26 protein-coding genes, 1 pseudogene and 2 riboswitches are annotated in these 25,196 nt (G+C 40.2%); of the genes and pseudogenes, 20 read left to right on the top strand and 7 right to left on the bottom strand.

The window, feature by feature from the left end:
- The first annotated feature begins 21 nt into the window (after positions 1-21).
- The 5 genes from ACSBOP_RS11165 (at position 22) to ACSBOP_RS11145 (ending at position 4,810) form a co-directional block, all read left to right on the top strand.
- Positions 22-501 carry a PH domain-containing protein gene (locus ACSBOP_RS11165; RefSeq protein ID WP_442600612.1) on the top strand — a complete coding sequence of 160 codons (480 nt, stop codon included), beginning with the start codon at positions 22-24 and terminating at the stop codon, positions 499-501.
- On the top strand, positions 488-1,987 hold the full coding sequence (locus ACSBOP_RS11160) for a PH domain-containing protein (RefSeq protein WP_442604452.1): 1,500 nt from the start codon (positions 488-490) through the stop codon (positions 1,985-1,987). The genes ACSBOP_RS11165 and ACSBOP_RS11160 overlap by 14 nt, the downstream gene beginning before the upstream one ends.
- Before the next feature lie 150 nt (positions 1,988-2,137).
- Positions 2,138-3,094 (top strand): stalk domain-containing protein, encoded by a 957-nt coding sequence (locus ACSBOP_RS11155; RefSeq protein WP_442600611.1) that lies wholly within the window; start codon positions 2,138-2,140, stop codon positions 3,092-3,094.
- Positions 3,095-3,234: 140 nt separating this feature from the next.
- Positions 3,235-3,783: a sigma-70 family RNA polymerase sigma factor gene (locus ACSBOP_RS11150; RefSeq protein WP_442600610.1), complete on the top strand. Its 549-nt coding sequence runs from the start codon at positions 3,235-3,237 to the stop codon at positions 3,781-3,783.
- Positions 3,758-4,810, top strand: coding sequence for a DUF4179 domain-containing protein (locus tag ACSBOP_RS11145; protein ID WP_442600609.1), 1,053 nt, complete (start codon positions 3,758-3,760; stop codon positions 4,808-4,810). Before ACSBOP_RS11150 ends, ACSBOP_RS11145 begins: the two co-directional genes overlap by 26 nt.
- An 81-nt stretch (positions 4,811-4,891) precedes the next feature.
- Here ACSBOP_RS11145 and ACSBOP_RS11140 read toward each other — a convergent pair whose 3' ends face one another.
- Positions 4,892-5,563: an NAD(P)H-dependent oxidoreductase gene (locus ACSBOP_RS11140; protein ID WP_442600608.1), complete on the bottom strand. Its 672-nt coding sequence runs from the start codon at positions 5,561-5,563 to the stop codon at positions 4,892-4,894.
- Between the two features lie 140 nt (positions 5,564-5,703).
- Here ACSBOP_RS11140 and ACSBOP_RS11135 point away from each other — a divergent pair, with 140 nt between their 5' ends.
- Positions 5,704-6,087, top strand: coding sequence for a winged helix-turn-helix transcriptional regulator (locus tag ACSBOP_RS11135; RefSeq protein ID WP_442600607.1), 384 nt, complete (start codon positions 5,704-5,706; stop codon positions 6,085-6,087).
- A 33-nt stretch (positions 6,088-6,120) separates the two neighbouring features.
- Here ACSBOP_RS11135 and ACSBOP_RS11130 read toward each other — a convergent pair whose 3' ends face one another.
- Entirely contained in the window at positions 6,121-7,425 is a 1,305-nt protein-coding gene (locus ACSBOP_RS11130; RefSeq protein WP_442600606.1) for an MFS transporter, read from the bottom strand.
- Positions 7,426-7,616: 191 nt separating this feature from the next.
- On the opposite strand from ACSBOP_RS11130, the gene ACSBOP_RS11125 reads away from it, so the two are divergent.
- The gene (locus ACSBOP_RS11125; RefSeq protein WP_442600605.1) at positions 7,617-8,087 is read left to right on the top strand and encodes a PCYCGC motif-containing (lipo)protein; all 471 of its coding nucleotides are present in this window, start codon (positions 7,617-7,619) and stop codon (positions 8,085-8,087) included.
- A 59-nt stretch (positions 8,088-8,146) separates the two neighbouring features.
- Here the strand turns inward: ACSBOP_RS11125 and ACSBOP_RS11120 are convergent, their stop codons facing one another.
- The 3 genes from ACSBOP_RS11120 to ACSBOP_RS11110 form a co-directional block, all read right to left on the bottom strand.
- Positions 8,147-8,989: a bifunctional 5,10-methylenetetrahydrofolate dehydrogenase/5,10-methenyltetrahydrofolate cyclohydrolase gene (locus ACSBOP_RS11120; protein WP_442600604.1), complete on the bottom strand. Its 843-nt coding sequence runs from the start codon at positions 8,987-8,989 to the stop codon at positions 8,147-8,149.
- Between the two features lie 56 nt (positions 8,990-9,045).
- A riboswitch (ZMP/ZTP riboswitch) is annotated at positions 9,046-9,126 on the bottom strand.
- Positions 9,127-9,189: 63 nt separating this feature from the next.
- On the bottom strand, positions 9,190-9,600 hold the full coding sequence (locus tag ACSBOP_RS11115) for a hypothetical protein (RefSeq protein WP_442600603.1): 411 nt from the start codon (positions 9,598-9,600) through the stop codon (positions 9,190-9,192).
- A 135-nt stretch (positions 9,601-9,735) separates the two neighbouring features.
- A riboswitch (cyclic di-AMP (ydaO/yuaA leader) is annotated at positions 9,736-9,904 on the bottom strand.
- 313 nt (positions 9,905-10,217) lie between these two features.
- Positions 10,218-11,168 carry a substrate-binding domain-containing protein gene (locus tag ACSBOP_RS11110; RefSeq protein WP_442600602.1) on the bottom strand — a complete coding sequence of 317 codons (951 nt, stop codon included), beginning with the start codon at positions 11,166-11,168 and terminating at the stop codon, positions 10,218-10,220.
- Between the two features lie 186 nt (positions 11,169-11,354).
- Between ACSBOP_RS11110 and modA the strand changes: the two genes are divergently transcribed.
- The 10 genes from modA (at position 11,355) to ACSBOP_RS11060 (ending at position 19,811) form a co-directional block, all read left to right on the top strand.
- Entirely contained in the window at positions 11,355-12,206 is an 852-nt protein-coding gene (modA, locus tag ACSBOP_RS11105; protein WP_442600601.1) for a molybdate ABC transporter substrate-binding protein, read from the top strand.
- Positions 12,207-12,208: 2 nt separating this feature from the next.
- Positions 12,209-12,874: a molybdate ABC transporter permease subunit gene (gene modB / locus ACSBOP_RS11100; protein WP_442600600.1), complete on the top strand. Its 666-nt coding sequence runs from the start codon at positions 12,209-12,211 to the stop codon at positions 12,872-12,874.
- A 62-nt stretch (positions 12,875-12,936) separates the two neighbouring features.
- The gene (pdxR, locus tag ACSBOP_RS11095) at positions 12,937-14,322 is read left to right on the top strand and encodes a MocR-like pyridoxine biosynthesis transcription factor PdxR (protein WP_442600599.1); all 1,386 of its coding nucleotides are present in this window, start codon (positions 12,937-12,939) and stop codon (positions 14,320-14,322) included.
- A 101-nt stretch (positions 14,323-14,423) separates the two neighbouring features.
- Positions 14,424-15,173 carry an HAD-IIB family hydrolase gene (locus tag ACSBOP_RS11090; protein ID WP_442600598.1) on the top strand — a complete coding sequence of 250 codons (750 nt, stop codon included), beginning with the start codon at positions 14,424-14,426 and terminating at the stop codon, positions 15,171-15,173.
- Positions 15,174-15,380: 207 nt separating this feature from the next.
- Positions 15,381-15,764, top strand: a complete 384-nt coding sequence (locus ACSBOP_RS11085; protein ID WP_442600597.1) for a FixH family protein — start codon at positions 15,381-15,383, stop codon at positions 15,762-15,764.
- Positions 15,761-17,137: a right-handed parallel beta-helix repeat-containing protein gene (locus tag ACSBOP_RS11080; protein ID WP_442600596.1), complete on the top strand. Its 1,377-nt coding sequence runs from the start codon at positions 15,761-15,763 to the stop codon at positions 17,135-17,137. The genes ACSBOP_RS11085 and ACSBOP_RS11080 overlap by 4 nt, the downstream gene beginning before the upstream one ends.
- The gene (locus ACSBOP_RS11075) at positions 17,134-17,712 is read left to right on the top strand and encodes a nitrous oxide reductase accessory protein NosL (RefSeq protein ID WP_442600595.1); all 579 of its coding nucleotides are present in this window, start codon (positions 17,134-17,136) and stop codon (positions 17,710-17,712) included. The genes ACSBOP_RS11080 and ACSBOP_RS11075 overlap by 4 nt, the downstream gene beginning before the upstream one ends.
- On the top strand, positions 17,709-18,527 hold the full coding sequence (locus ACSBOP_RS11070; protein WP_442600594.1) for an ABC transporter permease: 819 nt from the start codon (positions 17,709-17,711) through the stop codon (positions 18,525-18,527). The genes ACSBOP_RS11075 and ACSBOP_RS11070 overlap by 4 nt, the downstream gene beginning before the upstream one ends.
- A complete protein-coding gene (locus ACSBOP_RS11065; protein WP_442600593.1) occupies positions 18,520-19,278 on the top strand; it encodes an ABC transporter ATP-binding protein in 759 nt (252 codons plus the stop codon). Before ACSBOP_RS11070 ends, ACSBOP_RS11065 begins: the two co-directional genes overlap by 8 nt.
- Complete coding sequence (locus ACSBOP_RS11060; protein ID WP_442600592.1) at positions 19,275-19,811, top strand: redoxin domain-containing protein; 537 nt, start codon at positions 19,275-19,277, stop codon at positions 19,809-19,811. Before ACSBOP_RS11065 ends, ACSBOP_RS11060 begins: the two co-directional genes overlap by 4 nt.
- Positions 19,812-20,070: 259 nt before the next feature.
- On the opposite strand, the pseudogene ACSBOP_RS11055 reads toward ACSBOP_RS11060, so the two are convergent.
- A pseudogene (locus ACSBOP_RS11055) lies at positions 20,071-20,907 on the bottom strand (aminoglycoside phosphotransferase family protein); the annotation flags it as partial.
- Positions 20,908-21,202: 295 nt separating this feature from the next.
- On the opposite strand from ACSBOP_RS11055, the gene ACSBOP_RS11050 reads away from it, so the two are divergent.
- Both ACSBOP_RS11050 and ACSBOP_RS11045 read left to right on the top strand, forming a co-directional pair.
- The gene (locus ACSBOP_RS11050; RefSeq protein ID WP_442600591.1) at positions 21,203-21,808 is read left to right on the top strand and encodes a recombinase zinc beta ribbon domain-containing protein; all 606 of its coding nucleotides are present in this window, start codon (positions 21,203-21,205) and stop codon (positions 21,806-21,808) included.
- A gap of 500 nt (positions 21,809-22,308) precedes the next feature.
- Positions 22,309-22,554: a hypothetical protein gene (locus ACSBOP_RS11045; RefSeq protein WP_442600590.1), complete on the top strand. Its 246-nt coding sequence runs from the start codon at positions 22,309-22,311 to the stop codon at positions 22,552-22,554.
- 134 nt (positions 22,555-22,688) lie between these two features.
- Here ACSBOP_RS11045 and ACSBOP_RS11040 read toward each other — a convergent pair whose 3' ends face one another.
- Positions 22,689-23,897, bottom strand: coding sequence for an AraC family transcriptional regulator (locus ACSBOP_RS11040; RefSeq protein WP_442600589.1), 1,209 nt, complete (start codon positions 23,895-23,897; stop codon positions 22,689-22,691).
- Positions 23,898-24,061: 164 nt separating this feature from the next.
- Here ACSBOP_RS11040 and ACSBOP_RS11035 point away from each other — a divergent pair, with 164 nt between their 5' ends.
- On the top strand, positions 24,062-25,189 hold the full coding sequence (locus ACSBOP_RS11035; protein WP_442600588.1) for an alpha/beta hydrolase: 1,128 nt from the start codon (positions 24,062-24,064) through the stop codon (positions 25,187-25,189).
- Positions 25,190-25,196: the final 7 nt, after the last annotated feature.

Raw genomic sequence — 25,196 nt, 5'->3', positions numbered from 1 at the left:
ATAAAGTGGATGTGAATCAGATTGTTTGAAAGTCATTTAAAGCCAATTGATGAGAAAGTGATCGACGCACGAAAAATGGAGGGGTGGATTACAATTGGTGTATACGCCGTCATTGTAATCAGCCTCTTATTTGTTACATTGAAATTTGATTGGTCGATGTGGTACGTGATCGGAGCAGCGATACTCGCAGTTATTGCGATACCTTTTGAAATTAGTATTTTGCCTAATCTGAAATACAAGACTTGGAAGTATGGAGTTAATGAGTATGAGGTGGAATTGTGGCATGGTCTTATTTTCAAAAGGAGGACACTCATCCCCATGATCCGCATTCAACACGTGGATTCCAAGCAGGGGCCGATCCTCAGAAAGTTCGGACTGTTCACCATTACATTCTCCACAGCTGCAGGTAGTCATGAAATACCGGGTCTAACTGAAGAAACGGCTGAAGAAGTTCGTAAGAAAATTGCGGAGCTTGCAAGATTAGGTGATGATGATGTCTGAGCCGCGACTAAGTCGATTACACCCGATCTCGATCATATATTTTGTCGTCAAATCATTAAAAGAATCTTACTCATACAGTTGGACCGTCCCGATTATCCTATTATTTATCAGAAAAAGCTTCGATAAAGATCTGAACATTGTCTGGTTTTTCGTTGTCGCTATACTAATCTTAGCAGCGGTGTTGTTGACAGTAGGAATATTGCGCTGGAAAAGTTTTATGTATCAAGTGAACTCAGATTCGATTTATATCAAGAGCGGGATATTTGTGAAAAAAGAGCGTTGGATTACGCCGGAACGGCTTCAATCCATTGATTCGACGATACGTACATATGATCGAATTTTTAAAACAATCACATTAACTTTGGAAGTTGCTGGTGGAGAAGATTCTAGCGTTGTACTCAGCTGCATTACCCAAGAAGAAGCTGAGCGTATCCGCAGTGTACTAGTATCAAACCACGCGCAGACAGAATCTATAGAAACTACAAGTGAAGTAAAAGGAGAGCAGTTTACCCAAAATGCCGTTCATGATCAAGCAGAAGAGTCATTTATTCAAATCCATACAAGAGATTTAATCATCCATAGTATGCTGTCGCCTAAATTCGGCGTGATCTTCTTCCTATTGCTTGGTTTAGGGTTTAAGTTATGGAGAAGGATTGAGGAGAAAGCAGAGATCGATGTTGTCTCTCTTATGCCGCAATGGATCATATCCAATTGGATTGTATTAAGCATTGGCTTGTTACTTGTATTATCAGGTATACTCTCATTCTTGCTGACTTTAATTGGGGACTATCAGTTCAAATTAAGGATGCAGGGGGATGAAATGTATATCGAACGTGGTCTTTTTGAAAAAAAGAAAACCTCGATTCCTCAAAAGCGTATTCAGAGTGTCCTAATCATACAAAAGCCGCTGCAACGACTTTTCGGTTATGTGTGTGTGCGAGTCATCTTTGTTCGAAGTAGCGGGAAGAAAGATAGTGATAAAACGGTTGTTCTGCACCCTATCTTACGAATAGCTGAAGTACCTGCGTTCCTGGAAACCTATACGAGCTATCATGTAGGAAGTGAATTAAAGCAATTAAATCGAAAATCACTTCGATATTATTTATTAATGCCATTAATAATTAGTTTGGTTATATGTATACCGCTCTTTATTTTTGTACCCAAACCCTATGGTTGGTTTGCTCCTCTTATTCCAATATGGACAGTCATTGTCCGTATTTTGGAGTACAAACTTACAGGGTGGAGAGTGGAAGAGAATCAACTCACGATTCAAAATGGTGTTTTAACGCGCAGAGTTGCGCTGATCCATAAAGACCGTGTACAGTGGTCGCGACTTACACAGACTATTTTTCAACAAAAGAGAGAGATTGCCTCTTTCAAAGTCGCCATTGCCTCAGCAAGTGATAATCTGAAACTATCCTTGAGTTACATCCCCATGCAGGACGCGGAGCAAGCGATGGAATGGACGCAGAGGAAAAGAAAGTAGAGGGTCCTGTTCGAAGAACCAGTCAGACACTTTATCGTGTTGGGCTGGTTTTTTAATTTGGTCAATTTTTATAAGAAATTTCCACTTATTGTAAAACTTTTCCTGTATTTACACGTCTATGGTTATAAACATAAAGAATGAGGTGCTATTTTGAAAAAATTTGTAGTTGGATTATGTTGTGGGATTGCAATTTCATTCACATCTATTGCTGTTGCGTCGGATTCGATTAAAGCTTTATTATTTCCAGTTCATTTCGAAATCAATGATGCACAAACAACTCTAGATAAGGACTACAAGGTACTTAATGTTGACGGACATGCGTATGTTCCAATCCGATTCGTAGCTGAGCATTTAGGGGCAACGATTGACTACGATCAAGAGCTGCAAAAGATTTATGTGAAAAATCGGCAGCTCCTATTAACGGATCCCGACTTCAAGGATATCCTTGTAGGTAATTTGATTTTAACGAAGGCTGGAACGAATACGAAAGTTAGCGGCCAGTTGAAATATGAAGGTGTTGGAAGCTCGTTAAACCAAATAGATGCAACACTATCCTTTTTCAATGATAATAGTAGAAAGATCGGTGAAGTGAAGATAGGCGGTAATGGATTTGGAGTGGATACCCAAAATTTCGTTACAGAGGGCATTGGAGATTTTAGAAACTATGCGGCCGTAAATCTTCGGGTTGATAAAGTGAATGGGAAAGAGATTGCACCTGCTCCGAGTATGGTTTATCGTAATGATACCTACCATTTCACCCTTAACCTACCGAAAAGTTGGGATGGGAAATATGAAGCAGCTATTTCCAAGGCTAGCGGCTCATTAGTGGGAAATATCAATTTTATAGACAAGGCGAATAAATCTGTAGGTGGGGGCGTCATCTTTAGTATTTCAGTTTGGACGAAGGCAGATTGGCTGACTAACGGCCCAGACGCTATGGGAATTGGATATATGCATAAAATCGGTGAACAAGGGGATAAGGTCTTTACGATTAGTACACCTGGTGATGTTCAATACGATCCTAGTGATTCCAAATTAACTGAAGAGTATCTTGCGATGAGCGCATATGTAAATACCATTCGAACCAGTTTTAAGCTTACCAACTAATTGTGCTCTGTACATAAAATGTATGGAATCCAAGAGACGAATCTTCCACTGATAGGGAAAGTCGTCTCTTTATTTTTGAAAACATGAAACGTTTTGCTGATCTGATTTCTCTAATAAGGGAGAAAAGGAGGGGTGACCAAATGAATGCTAAGTTAGATCTTGTCTCTCGGGCAAAGAATGGCGACTCGGAAGCATTTCAAATACTGATGCAGGAAGAGAAAGAGAAGTTGTATAAGATGGCGTATGTATACATGCGCAATGAAGAAGATTCGCTAGAAGTCTTTCAAGAAACCGTCTATAAAGCCTTTAAGTCGATATCTACACTTCAAGACAATCAATATTTTTCATCGTGGTTGGTTCGTATTTTAATCCATACAGCCATTGCAAATTTAAAAAAGAAACGAAAAGTAGTCTCAATGAGTCCAGAAATGCTTGAAAATGTGGGAGAACCGAATTCTCTCAAACTTGAAGATCAGATTGATCTTTTGCAGGCGATGGAGCAGCTTGAGGAAAAATATAAAACTGTGATCCTCATGCGATTTTATAAAGACTATACGATCAAACAAATTTCAACTTGCTTAGAATGTCCGGAAGGTACCGTGAAAACAAATCTTCACCGAGGACTGATTAAATTAAAAGCACTATTAAAGGGGGCATATACAGATGAGAGAAAAAGTTCATTTATTTAAACAAGAGATTGATGAGATTCCCGTACCACATGCCAAGCTAGATGCGATCATCGCAAATACGGTTCAAGGGGCAAATGCGAATCAAAGAATCCCCAAACGAAGAAAAGTCTTTTATGGTGCTAGTGCTGCTGTCATGGCTTCTGTCCTGCTTATTAGTTCGGCTGCAGTATCACCAGTTATGGCAAGCATTGTCTCCAAAATCCCAATTGTCGGTTCGATATTTAGTGAGTTCGGGGATACGGGGTTGAAAAAGGCAAGTGAGCAAGGGTTAACGGATGTTATTGGCAAGCCGCAAGTTGTGGGGGACACCTCTCTTACGATTGATGAAGTGTTCTACGATGGGACACGCTTTTCGATTGGATATTCATTGAATTCAGAGAAACCGCTTGGGGAGTCTCCTTTAAGAATGGGTCTATCTATAAATGGACAAAGTATTGGATTCTCTGGTGGCTCGAAAGAGAATGAAGTCAGCTCAACTTATCGAAAGGGTATTTTAGAAATCGATCCCACTGCAGCTATGCCAGAAGCATTTAATCTTGGTTTATCACTCGAAGCAGAAAAGGGTCAAAAGTGGAGTTTCACTATTCCTGTAAAAGTTCGTAATGATGTGAAGCTCGTCCCGATTGATCATAAGCAGCAGGTCAAAGGTATTGACTTTAACGTTACGGATTTAAAAGTAGGCCCAGCAGGCATACTGGTTTCTTTTCATGCTTTATCCAAAGATACAGATCACTTATCGAGCTATATTGAATTCAAAATGGTCGATGAGACAGGTAAAGAAATTGTCTTTCATTCAGGAGGCAGTGAGGGTAAAATCATAGATGGTAAAGAATATATATCGGGCAGCCGCCGTTTCGATCCGATTGATCCGAACGTCAAACAATTGAAAATCACTCCTTACTTGTCCTTACCTACGAATGGTGGGGGAGTTGAAATGGATGCAAATGGGAATGAAAAAAGCATCGAATTTAAACCTTTAGATGGAAAAGGATATACGTTTGACAGCTTTACGGTGACATTACCTTAATTAGCAAACAGCTTCATAGATGATAAAAAAGAACCAGTCTAACACTACTTGTTGTGTAAGACTGGTTTTTATCTGTAGGGCTTAAACCCACTGAATAACTTGAGAAGCAGGACGTCTTGTTTTTGCGCGAGGTTCGTTCAATCGATAACCGAAGGCAACCATGCAGGAAATACCAAAATGCGCTCGATCCATAATCCCCTCGTCTACCAGCACTTGTTCCAATTGCTCCTTCATAAATCCTTCCATCGGGCAAGAATCGATCCCAATCTGAGCTGCGGCCGTCATCATATTACCTAGTGCGATATACGTTTGTCGGCAGCCCCATTCGAACATGGATCGCTCATTTTTTTCTAAATCAAAATCGATTTTAAGGAACTTGTCATAAGTCTTTTGCTTGCCTGCGGCAACTTCAGGCGAAAGCTGCTGCACATTCATCATAAAGTCTTGGATGTAATCGGAATGAGCCAACATATCTTTAGGCTGCCTGGATAATAGGATGACAAAGTGACTTGCAGTGAGTAACTGCTTTTGAGCTCCCCAAGCATAAGGACGGATTTTCTCACGTATCTCAGGACTTTGTACGACAATAAACTTCCAAGGTTCAAAACCGAACGAACTCGGGGATAAACGTCCTGTTTCCAAAATAAATGCAAAGTCCGCTTCACTAATTTTTTGGTTGCTAAATTCCTTTGTAGCGTGTCGATATTGATACGCAGATAGGATTTCATTTTTTCTCGAAGTTATTGTTTCCATGGTTTATGCACTCCTTATTATCTATGCGATATATTGACGGGTGATCGTCTACAACATATATTAAGTTATACACTTATCAAAGAGAAGTACGCACATTAATGTGATGTAGTAACAAAAATGGTACCAAAGGAGATGGCTTTATGCGTGATCGTAAAGGTGGCTTCGGCAATCATTCAGGTACAAATAAAGAAGCTTGTCCTGTTGAATATACCCTTGATGTGATTGGTGGAAAATGGAAGGGGGTACTTCTTTATCACTTATTGGGTGGAACGAAGCGATTTAGTGAATTCAAGCGGATATGTCCGGGCATTACCCAACGTATGTTGACCCTACAGCTTAGAGAGCTAGAGGAAGATGGTGTGGTTCACCGTGAAGTTTACCAGCAAGTGCCACCGAAAGTGGAATACTCATTAACCGAATTTGGAAAATCACTACAGCCCATCATTATGCTGATGCGTGAATGGGGACTGGAGTATATGGAGAAGAATCAAACGGATGCTGAAAAAAGAAGCACGATGAACTAGTGCTTCTTTTTGGTGTTATTTTATTCAATTTGATTAGAAATTAACTTCCTTCTGAGTACTTGCTTTCTGCTGCGTAACGGACCACACAACAACCGGAACAAGTAGTAAGGAGAGGAAACCTCCTATTAAAGCAAGAGTCGAATAACTCGAATGAGCGACCACCATACCCGATAAGACGCCACCAGATGCTCCTGATAATGCGATTAACACATCCACAGATCCTTGTGTTTTGGCCCGTGTAGAGGGGGTAGTTGCATCAACGATTAACGTTGTACCACTAATGAGGCCAAAGTTCCAACCAAGTCCGAGTAGCGCCAGAGCAACGATCAATAGCGGTAGGGAGTCACCAGGGGCTAATGCAGCCAGAATCCCGGCAAGAAGTAACGTCGCCCCAGCTGCTATTGCCATTGTCGTACGTCCAATCTTATCAACAAGCACCCCTGTCACAAGAGAAGGTAGGTACATGGCGCCTACATGGATCCCAATAACCAGACCTACATCTGATAAACCATACCCATGATGGCCCATATGTAAAGGTGTCATGGACATAATGGAGACCATAACAATCTGAGTTAAGATCATAATCGTCGCCCCAACAATGATTCCTCGTTTATTAGAGGCGATTGTGCTCGGGCTTTGATGGGAATGCGGACCCTCATCTTTTCGGTGCTTATCTGCAATTGCTTTCGCAACAACCAATGGGTCAGGACGAAGTAACACGAGCAGGATCAAACCTGCAACGATGAAAGCTGCAGCTGATAAAATAAACGGACCTGCTAGCGTGGGGACGCCAATTGTATTTGCAAAGTGCCCCATCGTTTCAACTAGATTGGGGCCAGCCACGGCTCCAAGAGTGGTTGAGACAAGCGCAATACTGACTGCTGTTGCACGTTGTGTGTTGTTTGCAAGGTCTGTACCTGCATAGCGTGCTTGTAAATTGGTTGAAGTGCCAGCACCATAGAGCAGTAGAGAGGCAAACAGAAGAAAGATATTACTTGATATTGCAGCAAAGATGACGCCAATAGCACCAACTCCACCCGCCAGAAATCCGAGTGAAAGTCCCATTCTTCTTCCAAAACGTTGGGACAACCTTCCTACAATTAATGATGACACAGCAGAGCCTAAAGTAATTAACGCAACCGGGATCCCCGCGTAACTATCTGTTCCAAGCATGTCTTGGGCTAGCAGTGCACCGATCGTTACACCTGCCGCAAGACCTGCACCTCCGAAAATTTGTGAAATGACGACAACAATCAACGTCCGTCGATAGAGCTGTCGTAACTTATCAGGTGATTCCAAGTAATTTTGTAACCATGAAGGATGGTTGTTTGATGACAAAATGTATCCCGCCTTTCCGTTTTCAAACGATTGATCCCTTCAAGCATTGTATACCAGAGTGAGGTAGATGAAAACAGTCTAATAGAACGCGTATAAGAAAATACAACGATATTTCGAACAATTCTCAATTTACTTTTTACTTCATTTCTTTATGATATATTAATCTTAAATACTTTCATGAGGTGAAAAGGTTGAGATATAAGTTATTTGTATTTTTCATATTATGTGTACTCGTTCTTTCCGCCTGCAGCACTAAAAAAGAAGAAGCACATCAAGATCATATCCAAGGAGATATCCAAGAGAAGACGGCATCTGCTAGTGTACTACCGACATTTTTAAACAACCAAAAAGATGAGATTCGTATGGTGTATCAAGTGGCTGGAATGGCTTCAGATATTATCAAGTGGATACCTTGTTATTGCGGCTGCGGTGAAAGTGCGGGGCATACTAGCAATTTGAACTGCTTTATCAAAGATGTGAATGCTGATGGCTCTGTTGTTTGGGATGATCATGGAACTCGGTGTGGTGTATGTCTACAAATCGCGGTTGAGTCCGTCAAGATGAAGCAGGAGGGCAAGACACTCAAAGAAATTCGAACAATGATTGATCAGAAATACGAAAAAGGGTACGCTAACCCAACGAAAACACCTATACCAGCATAATGAAAACCCCATCTTATATAAAGGTGGGGTTTCTCAATGAATATCGGATCAAACAGACGTTAGGCAAATTTTTCAGCAGCGTCAACGGTGTGTTTAAGTAATGTTGCAATCGTAACAGGCCCAACCCCTGCCGGAACTGGGGTAATGGCAGACGCATTCTCCATACATGCATCATAGTCAACGTCACCAACGTTACCTTCATTATAGCCCGCATCTAATACAATCGCTCCTGGCTTAATCCAGTCACCTTGGACGAACTTTGGCTTGCCAACTGCTGCGACTACAATGTCTGCTAATTGTACAATCTCAGCTAAATGAGTGGTTCTGGAATGGCATGTGGTAACAGTTGCATTCTTGTTCAGCAGCATAGCGGACACGGGTTTTCCAAGAATCGGACTTCTTCCGATCACAACCGCATGCTTGCCTTCGACTGGTATATTGTAATAGTCTAGGATCGCAATAATGGCTGCCGGTGTACACGAAGGGAAGTCGGCAAAACCAAAAGCATTTTGAGCAAATCCGAGAGTGGTTACACCATCTACATCCTTTTCAATACGAATGGCTTCAAATGCAGCCCTTTCATCAATTTGATGGGGAACGGGGTGCTGCAGCAATATACCGTGAACTTTTGGGTCATTGTTGAGTTTGTTAATGACATCAATTAATTCATCTGTAGTGGTAGTGGAAGGTAATTCAACCCGTATAGACTCAATACCGAGACGTTTGCACGCATTGCCTTTCATCTTTACATAAGTTGCGGAAGATGGATCATCACCGACAAGAATGGTTGCTAGGCAAGGAACAATCCCTTTTTCAGAGAGTCGCTTAATGCGACCTACTAAGTTGTCTTTTATACTCGTTGCTACGGTATTACCGTCAAGAATCAATTTTGCTTTCATCATGGGATCAGCCCTTTCTTATGTGTAAAAATACATAAAGAGGTAAGGGATTAATCCCTTACCTCTGCCCAGGCGTACGGCTGATTATCTATGTGCTCCCTCATGGTTTAACCCATGTTACGCCAGTTACACATAGTCTTTTATTTCTCTCATAATAGCACATCTACAATGATGGCCTCAAGTATTACTCAATTTTCCAACCTTTAGAATGAAAAATAGGCGTCTGAAATTTCCAATAAAAATGAGCGATGGAACACACCTTCAGATCTTCTTTGTAGAGAGGATCTCTGTGACAGTTTATCCATGAGATTAGTTAAGGCTACTTCTATAGCGTATCTTCGATCTAGACCCCAAACTTCACTTTTAATTTGAATTAATTCAAGAGCCTCTGTTACAGATAGTCTCTTCAAGACCATATAAACCGATGCCCACTGAACAAGATCACGCTGCTGTTGTGGACAAGTCACATCAAACATTCCCCAACCGCAGAACCCATTACATGAAACCTTAATAAGACCACAGCTTTTAAGTCTGAAAATCTCAATTGAATCGATTTTGTTTTGCACAAGAGGGGAATGATTCAAATTGGGTAAATGCTCCATCACTAATGCCATGCTTGGCACACTCCTTATAATCGTTAGATAGGTGTTCCTCTCGGTATGTATTCATGCCAAAAAAGCCCTTCGAGTAGAGGACACTACTCTCGGACTTGATCTGCACGTTTCATGCTTGCAGGGGTGCCGGTATAGGTTCTCTCTCAATAACGTTTACGAGGTTAGCTGTCGGATTCGGGCTTGAGAGTGCCCTACGCTTGCCGATTAAATAAGCAAATGATTCACCCCATGAACACACTTTTTGGTATAAATGAGTTCGGATGGTTCCCCCGTTTCCCTTGCGGGAATTCAACATGTGAATGATATCGAGTTATTAATAGGAATCATACGCCGACCTTTAAATAATGTAAAACCGTAAAGAGTTGATATTCGCGCATTTATGGATGTTTTTCCCTTATGGTAGCGCAATCATGAGCAAGCCTTTTTTATTTTCTATAAGAATGCTTCGAAAAGCTACTTTTTTCCTCATTTCCATAGAAAACCCAAGAAAAAGGAAGAGTGATGCAGATAATAGAAGAGAAATATGCATTTATTAACAAATACAAGGATTTATAGGGTTCGATAAGAAGCTTATTTATACGCAAAAAAGTGTAGTGAATGCTATCACTACACTTTTCTTAAGTCTCAAGCAAGATTTCACCTGTCCGAGTCAGATCATAACCTGAGATTGCTTGAAGCTCTTGTTTAAACTCATCAGACTGTAGAATTTGAATAAGAGGGTAGATCCAGGATTCATTATCTGGATTTTTAAGCATAACGAGATCATAACGTTCTTGGATCAGAGGGATAAAATCAATTTGGCCCACAAGTTGGGCGGTTTTCTCAATGCCTACGCCAACATCGGCTTCACCAGATGCAACCTTGGATGCGACTCCGAGGTGATTGGTTTGTTCATGGTCATAGCCGAGAAGCTGCTCGGATTTGATTCCGTGAAGGCGGAGTTGTTCATCCAGCAGAACTCTGGCGCCAGAACCTTTTTCCCGATTCACTAATCTTAATCCGGGATGACTTAAGTCAGACCAAGTATGAAGTCCAAAAGGATTTCCTTGCTTGACGTACAGTCCCGCATTTCGGGAAAGTAAATTCACAACCACGTAGGAAGATCCAACGAGTATTTTTCGAATATAAGGGAGATTGTATTCACCAGAATCTCCATCCAATAGATGGGTACTTACGATGTCAGACTCGCCTCGATACATTGAAATTAAACTATCCAGGCTGCCGACGAATGAGCGCAAAGGTCGAATTCCCGGTATATTTTTTTCTAAATGTTTAGCCAATATATCTAGTCCGATATCATGACCGGTTATGACGATCGGGCGAGTAGAACTAGCTGGAGCGAGCGGATTGGAATGTAACTTTGGATTGCCCATAACAATGCGATCAGCAATTGATCCTGTTCTCGCACGTTGTTTATAGGCTTCCAGATCAGCAGCGTCAATTCGCATCTGCTTGCCGACCCGATAGGAGGGCAGGTCACCTTTTTTAATCAGATCATAGACTGTCAATTTCGATACTTTCAGTAGTTTGGCGATTTCTTCTGTTGTATAAGACATGTCACTCGACATATCATGATCCTCCCAGCTAACTAAAATGGTCATTTATTTAATAAGTACCTCATTATATCACAAATGAAAAAGAGAAATTATACACGAGAGAAGTTTACAATAACTTGGGGCCTATGTATAATGGTTATGTTTATTTATATCTAGTTATAATTAAATATAATTCATACATACTTTGGAGGAGAGAAAATGATTAAACAAATGAAAAGTCGTCGGATTCTGTCTTTAGGTTTAGCTGCAATGTTAGTATTTGCGGGATGCAGCACGCAGCAAAAATCCGCCACGGATAACAACTCCAGTACTGCAGCACAAAGTACGAGTCTTCCAAGCCAGAACCCAGCTGAAAAGGTAGAGCTAACCGTGTCTGCTGCTGCCAGCATGACCGATGCGCTTAAAGAAATTCAGAAAGCATATGAAACGAAAAATCCAACTATCAAATTAAACTTCAACTTTGGTGCTTCGGGTGCACTTCAGCAGCAGATCGAGCAGGGAGCGCCAGCTGATTTATTCTTATCTGCAGCAACGAAGAACATGAAAGTACTCGTGGATAAACAATTCATCGATTCGACCCAACAAAAAAAATTATTAACGAACGAACTCGTAGCTGTCATCGCAAAAGATACAAAAGTATCGATCGGCAGCGTGTCGGATTTGTCTAAAGCGGAAGTTAAGAACATTGCGATTGGTATTCCAGAGAGTGTACCTGCAGGAGGCTATGCAAAAGAAGCCCTAACAAATACAAAACTTTGGGATACACTGCAGTCCAAAATGGTGCAAGGTAAAGATGTAAGACAAGTGCTTCAATATGTAGAAACTGGCAATGTAGATGTTGGTTTTGTTTATAAAACAGATGCTCTAACATCTCAGAAAGTTAAAGTCGCTTTTGCTGTTGATCCCAAAACGTATACACCTGTTGAATATCCGATAGGAATTGTTAAAGCTACAAAACATAGCAAAGAAGCCGAGGGTTTCTACACTTTTTTGCAGTCAAAAGAAGCGCTTGAGGTGTTCGTTAAATATGGATTTTCCGTCTTAAAGTAATGATGAGTGATATAAATTGGCATGAGTTTTGGACTCCAATCACCCTGTCGCTGCAAGTATCTTTGTTATCCAGCTTAATCGTTATTGTACTTGGAGTTGGAATAGCGTGGTGGATGTCTCAAAGGTCGTTTAAAGGCAAGACGATTCTCGAAACCATTTTTATGCTGCCACTTGTTCTCCCGCCGACAGTGGTGGGTTTTATTCTTCTCGTGATGTTGGGACGGAAAAGCTGGTTTGGTCCATTCATCGAATGGCTTTTTTCCGCACCTATCATATTTTCTTGGTGGGCAGCCGTTATTGCTTCGATCGTGGTAGCTTTCCCACTTGTGTATCAAACGATGAAGGTGGGATTTTCTTCTGTAGATCGGAATTTAGAGGATGCTGCGCGCTCTACTGGGGCTAACGAATGGCAGGTATTCAAATACATCACACTTCCACTTACTTTTCGCTCATTAGTCACTGCCTATATTCTCGGATTTGCTCGTAGTCTTGGTGAATTTGGGGCAACGTTAATGATTGCAGGTAATATTCCTGGGAAAACGCAGACCATTCCCACAGCGATCTACGTTGCGGTTGATGCGGGGAATATGAAGATCGCTTGGGCTTGGACATGCTCAATAATTATCATTTCCTTTATCATGTTGCTTCTTACAAGACAAAGAAATTAGAAGATGATAAAAGTCGCAGAATCTTGCGGCTTTTTTATGTACTAGGACTGAGAGGCGTCATCATGCGTGAATTTTCACTAGATTTTTCACTGAATCAAAAGCCCTTATTTTTTCAAATTTATAGCTATTTTAAACAAGGCATATTGGAAGGTCACTTACACTACGGGACATTTCTTCCGTCGATTAGAAGCTGTGCGCAATCACTAAAAGTAAGCAAAAATACGGTTGAAAGTGCTTATCAGCTATTGGTTTCAGAAGGATTTATTCATAATATTCCTAAAAAAGGGTATGAGATTGTTTTCAAGGTTGAAACGACGGAGAACAAGACCTCTCCAGATCCGAGTGAGGATATCATCAAAAAAGTAGATATTGATTTTCGTTACGGAAATATTGAACTCTCTGCATTTCCATTTAATCAATGGAACAAAGCACGAAACGTTATAATAGGCGATCATCAAAGCAATTATGAAGTGGAGGGAGACTCGCAAGGTGAGTATCCTTTAAGAAAAGAACTATCCAGATTACTATTTGAATCGAGAGGAGTTATTTCTACACCTGAGCAAATCATTATTGGCTCAACTCCTCAGCAGCTTGTCTCACTTCTATGTCAGTTCATAGATCGGAATGAAAATCAGATAGGAGTGGAAGATCCAGGATACGATGGTGCTAGAAACACGTTTATTAACCACAACTTTCATGTTCATGCCATTCCTTTAGAATCAGATGGCGTATCGATAGAAGCACTTGAGAAGAGCTCTGCAAACATTATTTACGTGAGCCCTTCTCAACAATTTCTCCATAAAATGGCTATGCCTCAAGATAAAAGACAGAAGTTGGTGCAGTGGGTCAATGCGAACCATTATGTCATCGAGGATGACTATGAGTGGGAGTTCAAATATGAAGAGGGTGCCTTGGCTTCTATCCAAAGTCATGCACCTCAGAAGGTAATCTATATAGGGAGGATATCAAAAGCTCTTTTACCTGTTACAAATATTAGCTATGTTGTACTTCCTTATGAGATGTTGTCCGTATTTCATACCAAAATAACCGAATATGATCAACCAGTCACAAGACTTGATCAATTAACTTTTGCACAATATTTATCTAATGGCTATTGGTACAAGCATCTGCAAAAAATGAGGAAACACTATGAAGAGAAGCGTATAACCTTTTTCGAAGCGATATCCGAGCGGAAAGCGTATTTTGTGGAAGTGGAAGGTAAGGATATGGGATTACATGCATTCGTAACTGTAAAAACCAATCAAAACGAATCTGAATTAATCAAGTTAGGATTAAGAAGTGGCGTAAAAGTATATGGGACATCCAGATATCGATCTCGTACAACAAGCGATTACCCCACTGTGTTGCTTGGATACGGGGCATTAAGTTGTAAGGAAATTCATCAAGGCATCCGATTATTAACAGAAGCTTGGTTTGAATCCTTGTAATCTCTTTGTCCCACTAACTTTCTTCATTCTGTCCCTTCAACGTGGATGCATTTCTAAGTATTATGGTAAGACATCAAGGTGATTGGAGTTGAAGGAAGCACATGAATTTTATTTTTGATATGGATGGAACGATTTGTTTTAAAGGTCAGCCAATTTCTAAAAAGATTTTAGATCATTTATTGTCTATGCAGCAATTAGGTCACTTTATTGGTTTTGCTTCTGCACGACCTTATCGAGACATGCTGCCAATTTTGGATGAACGTTTTGATAATCATCTTTTAATCGGTGCCAATGGAGCAATGGCCTATTACGAAGGAAAGCCACTCTATTTTAACCCGATTCCAGCTAAGCTAGCCATTGAACTTATAAACCTTCTAGACGAATACCAGGCTGATTATCTCGTTGATGATACATTGAACTACTCCATTAAGGGAACGAAAGATCACCCTCTTCTTAAGAGTATAAGTCAAAGTAAACTTGCCCAACGAGTGGAATTGAGTCAAATTGAATCTTATATCAAAATTGTTGTATTAGCATGCAGTAATTTTGAGGAATTGTCGAAAAGAGTGTCCGAGCTTGACGTCACTATTCACTACCATTCAGCAGAAGGTATCTTAGATATTACAAATAAAAATGTGAATAAAATGACAGGATTGGAACAAACCAATCTCCAACTTGAACCCTTTATTTGTATGGGAAACGATATGAATGATCTCCCATTGTTCCAAAAGGCCCAATATTCTGTATTAATCGGCGAATACGAACCTCTGCTGAAGATAGCAAATGATCAGATCCTGGTAGATGAGAATGTGGAATACAATATTATTTCAAAATTACAAGAGCTTTGTTGAAAAAAGAGGAGAGTGGAACGATGAATCTAGTAGAAGCAGCGGAATGAAGCTGCTTTTTTTGTTGTATGAAGAGATTTTTAACTAAATTCAATTAATGTTCCCAATATATTCACATGATGTTAACCTTAATAGCCCTTTCGGGTGATAGAAATCGAGGAGATAATGCGTAAAATAAATATTGGAATTTGTAAGGGAAGGAGTAGTAGCATGAGAAAAACCATATTTTCAATTATTCTTGCGGGATTATTGCTTATGATGGTACCTGCATGTTCTTCCACACCACAAGGGCAAGATCCGGCCAAGGTTAAGGTTGAATTTACCACAGAACCAGCAGCTATACAGGTTGGGCAAAAAGTAAAGCTGATCGCTAATATCTCGGGTCTAGTAACAGAAAAGGGGGCTGATGTACAGTTTGATATTCGAACATCGGATCGCAGTGTCAAACCGGACTTGAAAGCTGCGCAATCGGTAGGAAAGGGACGTTATGAAGTAGAAAAAATGTTTGAGAAGCCAGGTACATATTCGGTTTACATTCATCTCTATCAAGAGGAACTGCACATCACCAAGAAGAAAGAGCTGCAAGTATCATGAGGACTATACCCAAGTCGCGGATTGGCCTTATACCAACAACTTGTTTGATTGTAATGATCTTGATATTGGGGTTAAGTCTGTTAAAGCCACACACAGTGAATGCACAACCAACCAGATCAAGCAGCGAGCTTCAGGAGTTGGTAGATCGAACTTCAGAAGGGGATACGCTGATTTTACAAGAAGGAAGTTACCAAGGCCCACTCATTGTGAATAAAGCCATTTCCATTCAAGGAAAAGGATCCGTTGAAATTACTGGTCATGAAGATAACGTTCCGGTCATTCAAATCGCATCGGACAATGTGAGTCTACGGAATATTACCATTATTCAGCCTTCGGAAGAAGAATCTCCTGCTGTGTTAGTAACTGGGAATCAAGCCGTTTTAGATTCGTTAACGATCCATACTCGCTCTTTTGGTATCGTCCTTCGGGATAGTGGGAAGCACGAAATATCCAATACAAGTATCCGGTCGGGGCAAAGTAATGCAGTTCAGCAGCAAGAAATGCTTTCGGAAAAAAGAAATGGGATCGATCTTTACAATTCGCATGAGAACCGCATACATAACAACCAAATTTCTCAGATGAATGATGGCATATATTTGGAAAATAGTAACCGTAATCACATTGAGAATAACAAGATTGATCATTCCCGTTATGGTATTCATTGTATGTATACGAATGAAACGGTCGTTCGAGGCAATTACGGCGAATTCAATGTTACGGGTGCCATGATCATGGGTGTCCAAGATGCCGAGGTAACAGGCAATACTTTTTCTAAGCAAAGCGAAAATGTCAATTCACAAGGCTTACTGCTGTTCGACGTTCAGACCTCACGCATTATCAACAATAAAGTGGAGGGAAATCGGGTCGGCCTATATATTGAGCAATCTCATAAGAATAAATTCGAACAGAATGAAGTCAATCAAAATTTCGTAGGCATTCAGTTTCTCGAATCCAACCAGAATCAGTTTATGAATAATCGTTTTGTAGGGAACGTAATCCCAGCGGAAGCGAATGAGAGCACGAATAATCAATTTGAGCAAAATTATTGGGATAATTTCCACGGCATTGATTTGAATGGCGATGGAATAAGCGACATGGCCTATGCTATGAATCCATTTTTCCAGCGATTAACATCAGCCACACCAGCCTTTCAGTTGTTCTTTCAATCGCCGGGCATGCAGTTCCTGGAAAGTATGTATACAGCGGGAAAAGCGGAATGGACGACAGATACCGCTCCGTTATTGAATCCAGAACATTTAGAAACAATTGTGGGAACAAAGAGCAAGGATGATACGAGCGTTTGGCTGTTAGGGCTTATGCTTCTCGTATTTTCAATAATAATAATGACTTTTATGGGGGTAAAAAGAAAATGAAAAAATACTTATTTATTGTAATTTCGATGATGGTGACATTCCTATTATTAACTGGCTGTGGGAAGGAAAAATATACAGCTGTACCGGTTAATGAAGCTACTGATAAATGCGCAATTTGTAATATGCAGGTCAAAGACGAGGGTTTCGCTGTACAGCTGACATCAAAAGAGGGAAAAAACTACAAGTTTGATGATATTGGTTGTATGAATGAATGGATTGGTAAAAATGGAATAGATAAGGTAGAAGCTCAATTCGTTAGAGATTACAACACGAAAGATTGGATTGATTATCAAAAGGCGCAATACGTGTATGATGCTTCATTTAAAACTCCGATGGCATATGGAATCTATTCATTTAAAGATAAGCAATCTGCACAAAAATTCATGGACGAGCAAAAGAAAGGAAAGTTGATGACTGCAGCTGAGCTGAAAAATCATACTTGGGAACGTGCTAAAGGAAAAATGATGGATATGAACGGGCATCACGACAATAATGCACACACCGAATCTGGTGACAAAATGAAGATGGGAAATGACAATAAAGGAACTGACAATAAAGGAACTCATGGACAATGAACCTGCTCCATATTGCGCTAAGAGAAGTTAGACTAGGGTTTCGTAACCCGTGGTCATACTCCTTCATGATTTTGTTCACCGTCTTCAGCATGTCCTTACTGCTGATTAATTCGCAGAACTTTATTACAGGCTTTTCAAGCGCAACAGCTACAATGTTGAATTTCATCTTATATTTGCTGCCATTAATGACTTTGTTAATCGGTTCTTTCTCCTTAACAGCAGAGAAGGAAGAGGGAAGCTGGCAGCTGCTTTCGACTTATCCGATTCGTACCTTATCTTTTATATTAGGAAAATATGCTGGATTAGCAACCGTGCTATTGACTATTATTGCCTTTGGTTATGGAGTTACCAGCATTGTAGGAGCTTTATCGGGAAAAGGGCTTGATTTCCAAACCTTCGGTTTGTTTATCGTGTTCTCAGGTGGACTTATTGTCTTGTTTCTTGCCGTTGCTATTTGTATTGGCACATGGGCACGAAATCGATGGCAGGCTTTGACAGTCGGTGTTGCAATCTGGTTTTTCACCATTATTGGATGGCCAACACTCCTGATTGCCGTGCTTGGCTTGTTACCTTATATGTGGATTAAGCCGTTGTTAGCAGCACTGACGATGATCAATCCAGCAGAGCTGGTTCGACTATTCGTTGTTGTGAAGCTCGGTGGAGGTGCGGCACTGGGACCGGAATACTATGAATGGATCCGTTGGATGAATGGGCCTTTGGGAATTTGGAGCTTTTTGGCGGTCTGTTTCATATGGATAGGAGCTGCTATTGGGCTTGCCTATTGGGTCTGGGAGAGGGGGCGTTCCCGTGGATAAGCCAATCCCAATCTTGCAGCTGAAGGAAGTCACGAAACGTATTGAAAAACAGCAGATCATCCATTCGGTTGATCTAAAGATATGTCAAGGACAAGTGCTTGCACTATGCGGTGGCAACGGCGCTGGAAAAAGCACCATTCTTCGTATGATTGCCGGCATTCTACAGCCAACAAGCGGTTTCATTGAAGTCAATGGGGTCAGCTGGAAGCAGAATCGCCGAAGTTACGCCGAACAAATCGGTTATATGCCAGATGACTATTTGTTTGGTCAAGGGTTATCAGCTGAAGAGACTTTAACGTTCTGGGCGTCGTTACGCAAAGTTTCCAAGGATAGAGTCAGGGAGACACTTCGTATCGTTGGACTATATGAAGTGAAATCCAAATCTGTCTCTTCCTTCTCCAAAGGAATGCGTCAGCGTTTATTGTTTGCTCAAGCCCTGCTAACAAAACCTCCATTACTTATTATGGATGAACCAACAAACGGCTTAGATCCATATTGGCTCGAATCTTTCATATCTCTGGTCCGTTCCGCTAAGCAAGAGGGACATGCTGTCATTTTCTCAACTCATCAACTTCAAATTGCAGAGGCAGTTGCCGATCAGGTCGTCTTTTTAAAGGAAGGCCGAATTATGGAAGAAGGCGATGTGAATACTTTTTATCAAAAGTATGGCAGCCAAGGCTTGCAAGGTGCTTTTAATCGTCTGTTCGGTCTACATGCTGATGCAAAGTCAGAAATGGAGAAAACCCTTTGAGTCGGACAAAAAGTCAGCGGTGGAGAAACTGGGGTATATGCGGGATCATCCTAATCGCTTTGACTTACACACTCATTACGACTAGCGTCAGACATTCAGACACATCCATTCACGTAGGTCAATTAGCTCCAGATATCCGTGTAACAGATATGAATGGTAGAGCGGTAAACCTATCAGATTATAAAGGCAAAGGGGTTCTCCTCAATTTTTGGGGGTCATGGTGCGGATCGTGCGTAAGCGAAATGTCCCTGCTTAAAGAAGCTTACGAGTCAGGTATGGATGGAATCGAAGTCTTGGCAGTCAACGTTGGGGAGTCGAAGGGAACGATTATGGAATTTTCCCGGACGCATCAGCTTCCTTTTCCTATAATGACCGATCCAAGTGGTGATTCTGCAGCAGCGTTTCAGGTGAAAGGTCTCCCTGCTACTGTACTTGTAACTGCTCAAGGAGTAGTGAAACAATTCATCCCAGGGGAATTTACGAATACAGAGCAAATCAAGTCATTAATGAAGAGTGTTCAACCTGAGATGTAGCCGTAAACACGTTGTGAACACAAAACGATGTAGGTTTGTTGGTACATTGTTTCCGTATACGGTGCATGTGGAGTGCTGCTCACTGTTGGTCAGGAAAGACTAATAGTTGAGATGTATTGGCGGAAATAGTAAAGAGGGGTAATTAGCCCCTCTTTTTCTTTTACCCGATGAACTATCGTTCTGCGTTAGCTTAACAAAACTACTTTAAATAGGGGTACCGTCAGGGCAAGATAAACGGTTCCACTACTTTTAATTAAGTTTATTTAAGATTTTTCTCTAATTCATAGTCCTGTTCGATTATTTTAATAATATTATATGATTCTTCTGCTATTACTTTGTTAGTGTTTCTATTCCAATTGTAAGTGATTAAAGCCTTCCATAAAGCCCATCCTCTTGCACGATTCCAAGTGCCCTCATCCATATTCAATGTATTCTTGAATACCTTTCTACTTGTATCATCAAAAAATGTCCATGCCATAGCAGCATCACAAGAAGGGTCCCCAATTCCTAAAATTCCGAAATCAATAATAGCAGAAAGCTTTCCATCTTTAACTAGAATATTACCTGGTGCAATATCACCATGAACCCAAACTGGATTTGCAGCCCATTTCGAATCTAAAGCAAGTTCCCAGATTTCATTCAATAATGAAACGTTTAGTATATCTTTATTCTGTTCGATTGCATCTCTGGTCTCTTGATCGTATACTGCAACATTTCCACCTCTATAAAAATTATGTTTCCCTGCTAAAGGACCACCACTAGCATCAATAGATTGTAATTCATTTAAAAATGTCCCCAAGTCTTTTGCAAGTTGGCTAAGATCATTAATATTTTTTAGATTTAATGTCTCTCCCTCTACCCACTTGTTGACAGTCCATGGGAACGGGTATTCCTTACTAGGATTCCCTTTTGCTAAAGGTGTTGATATTGGTAAAGAAAGTTCTTTTGATAATTTTGGTAACCACTTTTGTTCTTTCTCCACTTGTGGAACATAATCTTCAGCACTTGGTAACCTTACACTCATATCGTCTCCCAAGTGAAACGTTCTATTGTCATTTCCACCATTTTTAACAGGTCTGATTTCTAATTTTGACCATTATACACCTCTATCAGTTATTAATCACCTTACTTTTGGCTTCAGCAACACATTTAGTTAGATATAATTTCATTAGAATTACCTCCCTGTATTCACATTACTCTAATTATAGCACGATTAAAAATTTCACTCATTTGCTTTTTAGCTAAGTAATGAATATTAAACACCAAGGGAAAAGCAAATCGTTACTGAAAACGCCCACCAAGCTATAATTACAAGAGAAGACTTTGAAGCTGTTCAACAGTACATGGAGGGGCGAAAGCGACAACAAGCAAAGCCCAAGGCTAAAAAGCACATGTTTACTAACTATCTCTTCTGTGCTGATTGTGGAAAGGCTCTATGGTACGTTCATTATCGTAATGGTTATGTATGCGGCAACTACTACAAGCATGGTAAGCACGTTTGCAGTCAGCATAGTGTTAAGGAAAAAGAACTCATAGGCGTTATCTTAGCCGATATTCGTAACATGACTGAAACTCTCAATGAGAAGGAAGTCTTGGGGCGGCTAGAAGTAAAGACTTTACAAGCTAGAAAGCAAGCAGAGAAGCAAATGCACACATTGCAAAGACGTATTGAAAAGTTGAAGGAAGAAAAGACAGGGTTAATTAGACTGTTGGCTAGTGGTACGATTACGGAATTAGATTATAAGGAAGCAACGGAAAGTAGCAATGCTGAACTGTCTAGCTTACAAGAGCAATTAATAGGCTTACAGTCTCTACAAGGTAATAAAAGTACAGGGGAAAGTATTGTTCGATTGAAGAATCAACTCAAGCAGTTCATGAAGTTGGAAGAACTGACTCCTGAGATGGTGCATAGGTTTATTGATAAGTTTGAAGTACAGGCGGACGGAACGGTAAACATTCATTATAAGTTTACCGTCACCGCCCTTCTTACGGCTTAAATTACAGTGACCGACACTCAAGTCATGTGGAGTGCTGTGTGTTGCTTATTAGGAAATAGCTTATTGGAGCCACATTTACCTATCAAGTCGAAGCTAAGGCGTAGTTTGCGTTTGGGTTTTGTTTGTTACACGAATTGGCGTATGGGTGTAAAAAAACCTGAATGGGTTGAGGTGACCTTCAAACTCCGTATCAGTCAGTTCATTGGCTCGATGGGGCAGTAGGGGCTATGGCGGTAAAATCGCGGGATGCGGCGCAGTATGGCAAAGTACTGACACAAGGTTCCGTATCCGGTAGTTCGGTATATAAGCAAGCTTAATATTCGCGGCTCTCGCTGACTTTTGGCTCTCTGCGGGGGTCTTTTTTTGTTTAATCTCAACAATTGAATGGCAAAATTTGAAAATGTTAGTTTTTTAGTGAGTTAGTTCACGGTAACCTCCAGATCAGCAATATGTGGTTTTTTTGTGAGAAGTTTATCGCAAACTATTATATGGAGGAAATTATGATATATTATGTGCACTTTTACTACCGGAAATTACGAAGCAGAAAAGTAGCTAATAAATTTGAAGGGATTGTGTTCGCCAAGAATTCGGAGCATGCAGAAGAGTTGGTTAGGAAGATGATATCGGACTATCCAGTTGGAGGGATCAGTATTGCTGGAAGCCGTACGGCGAAGACGCTCGATGAAATTTATGAAGAACGTCCCGAGATAAGAGGGGTATCCCCACGAACGGGGATACATCTATAACGAACTCTTACACAGAAGCTCGATAAGAAAATATGTTGGTTAAAGGACGGAACCAGCGTCTTTTTCATAACAAAGTAGCGTCTAGTTTTCCACTATTTTGTCGGTTCTTGAAACGTCAGATTCTAAGCAAATTATCAATCTGATTTGGCGTCCCGAAATCTGTTTGGCGTTATACCGGTATATTTTTTAAAAACGGTTTGAAAATGACTTTGCGAGGAAAAAGCCAGATGAAATGCAATTTCAGCAATACTTTTGTCAGTAAACTGCAGTAAGCGCTGGGCTTCTAAAACTTTTTCTTGCAAAATATATTGCGTTAAGGTGATACCGGTTTGTTTATGAAACAGATTACTCAAACGGGAGCGTGATATTCCGAATTCAGCAGCGATTTCTTCAATCTTGATATTGTTAAACAAGTTTGTGGAAACATAATTTGCACATTGTAAAAATAATTTAGAAGAGCTGTCGTAATTATATTTTACCTGTTTTGTACGTTCGGCAAAATCTAATAATATTTGCATGATTAATGGGTATATGGAGGCAGGATTATGAACCATTTCCAACTTTTGAATATACAAATCGGATAAATGGAATGCAGTCTGGACATTTAATCCTCCTTCGATTGCGGCCCGGGAAGCCATGGCAGCACTACAAATCCCCATGTTCTTAAGTTGGCGCAAGGTGTCATTGGCCATTGTTCCGGCCTTTAATTTTGGAAAGGCACTGAATAATTCTTTTAAAGCTTCGGGCTGACCATTTTTTATATAGAACAATAGCATTTTTTCATTTTGATAGTTATCGATAACAAAAGTATCGGATTCTTCTTCATCCGAAAAAATAAGTGTATTCTTCATACTGTTATTCATAATATCTTCTTGATGATTCTCTGTTTTTGTTTCAACAAATACGTCCTCTACAAAAAGAGGACTGTTATTGATAGTGGAAGCAATAAAGGAAATTAGCCATCCCATACGTTCCGCAGAAATAGAGGGGGCGCACTTCAGTTTACCAATATATTCTTCATGATATTTTTCTTTTACATCCAATAAGAACAAAAGATTATCCAATTTATTTTTGTCTTTCGTTAAAATGGAAGTTGGACCTATCACAATTCGATAATCATCATCTAAAGAAACATAACTATAAAATTGAAACAAGTCGGTAGTAAGGATACCGGCAGTATGCTCAGACTGCAGCATATCTTTCTCATAAAGCAGAAAAGGATCCGGGTTCATGGGATATATGGAGTAGTAATAGACTTGTTTTTCTTTTAGGTAAAGTCTGACAGAAGCACTTGTGAATTTGGCCAGTGCTTTACTTAAATATTCCAATTCATTTAGATTCATGTATATGATACCGCTTTCTAAGGTTTGCGCTTTTTATATAATTTATAAAACAAATTTGAAATACGAGTATTATCTTATCATATAAAATGTAATTATTCAAAAATATATCACTGTAATAATGTTCACCCAAAATAGATAGCATAGCAGAAAAGGAGGATTAGGCTATGAAAAGAAAATATAATGAGGCGCTTTTAGAAGCAATTAAACAAAATGAAAAAGAGGAAGTAGTAGAGGGCATTAATATATTGGTTAAGCCTATTCCAGAAGGCGGAGAATCTGGAGATATGGATCCACGGCTTTATAAATCAATGAGGATAGTTGCTATGCTGATAAAGTTTTTGCCAAAACCCAAAAAGAATCAAACTGTTTTGAAAAGAATTAAGCCTATGCGAAAGATGTTTAATAAGTATAAAGGGATTCAGTTAGTTCAAGAGGGTGTTACCACGGAATACTTCAATGTAAGCAGCGCAGATAGTTATCAAGTACCGGTTCGAGTGTATAAAAGAACGAACGCCGGTACAAATTTACCCATGTTTGTTTACTATCACGGTGGTGGATTTTTTGGAGGTTCTGCTGATATTGTAGAACAGATGTGTAAAGTACTGGTACAAAACATCGATTGTGTAGCCTTTAATGTTGATTACCGACTATGCCCAGAAAATCACTATCCACAGCCTTTTGATGATTGTTTCTTTGCGACAAAGTGGGCATATGATAACGCGGAAAAATTTGGTGCCGATAAAAATAAAATGGCGGTATCTGGAGACAGTGCCGGTGGGAATCTGGCAGCAGCAGTTACCTTGCGTGACAGGGAAGAAAAAACTGGAATGGTAAAGCTTCAGGTACTCATTTATCCTGCGGTCAACATTTCGGGAAAAAAAACAGAATTCTATCAAGGCGTTGATTTAAGCAAATATAAGCGCAGCGCAAAGCATAAGAAGGTTTTAGATGCTACATTGCCTATGATGAACAGTTTGTTGGAAGCCAATGGCGACATCAATCTGCTGGAGGAAGTCTATTTGCAAGGGAACATAGATTCGGAACATATATATGCATCTCCATTATTGGATGATATGCATGATTTACCTCCTGTTTTATTGATTTTTGGTGAACATGATTTCCTAGTATTTGAGGATTTTGCTTATGCAAGAACATTTGCGAAAGCTGGCGGAAAAATAAAGACAATTGTATATCGCGGATTGGGGCATGGGTTTGCGGATCAAATCGGGGTAATACCACAGGCTGAAGACTGTATGAAAGAAATTGCTTCATACATGAAAGAAATTTTGTAGTTTTATA

Source organism: Paenibacillus sp. KN14-4R, assembly GCF_052180255.1.
In the GTDB taxonomy this organism is placed as follows: domain Bacteria; phylum Bacillota; class Bacilli; order Paenibacillales; family NBRC-103111; genus Paenibacillus_AM.
The sequence above is the reverse complement of the archived record's forward strand: the minus strand, read 5'-3'. Positions and strand labels throughout refer to the sequence as shown.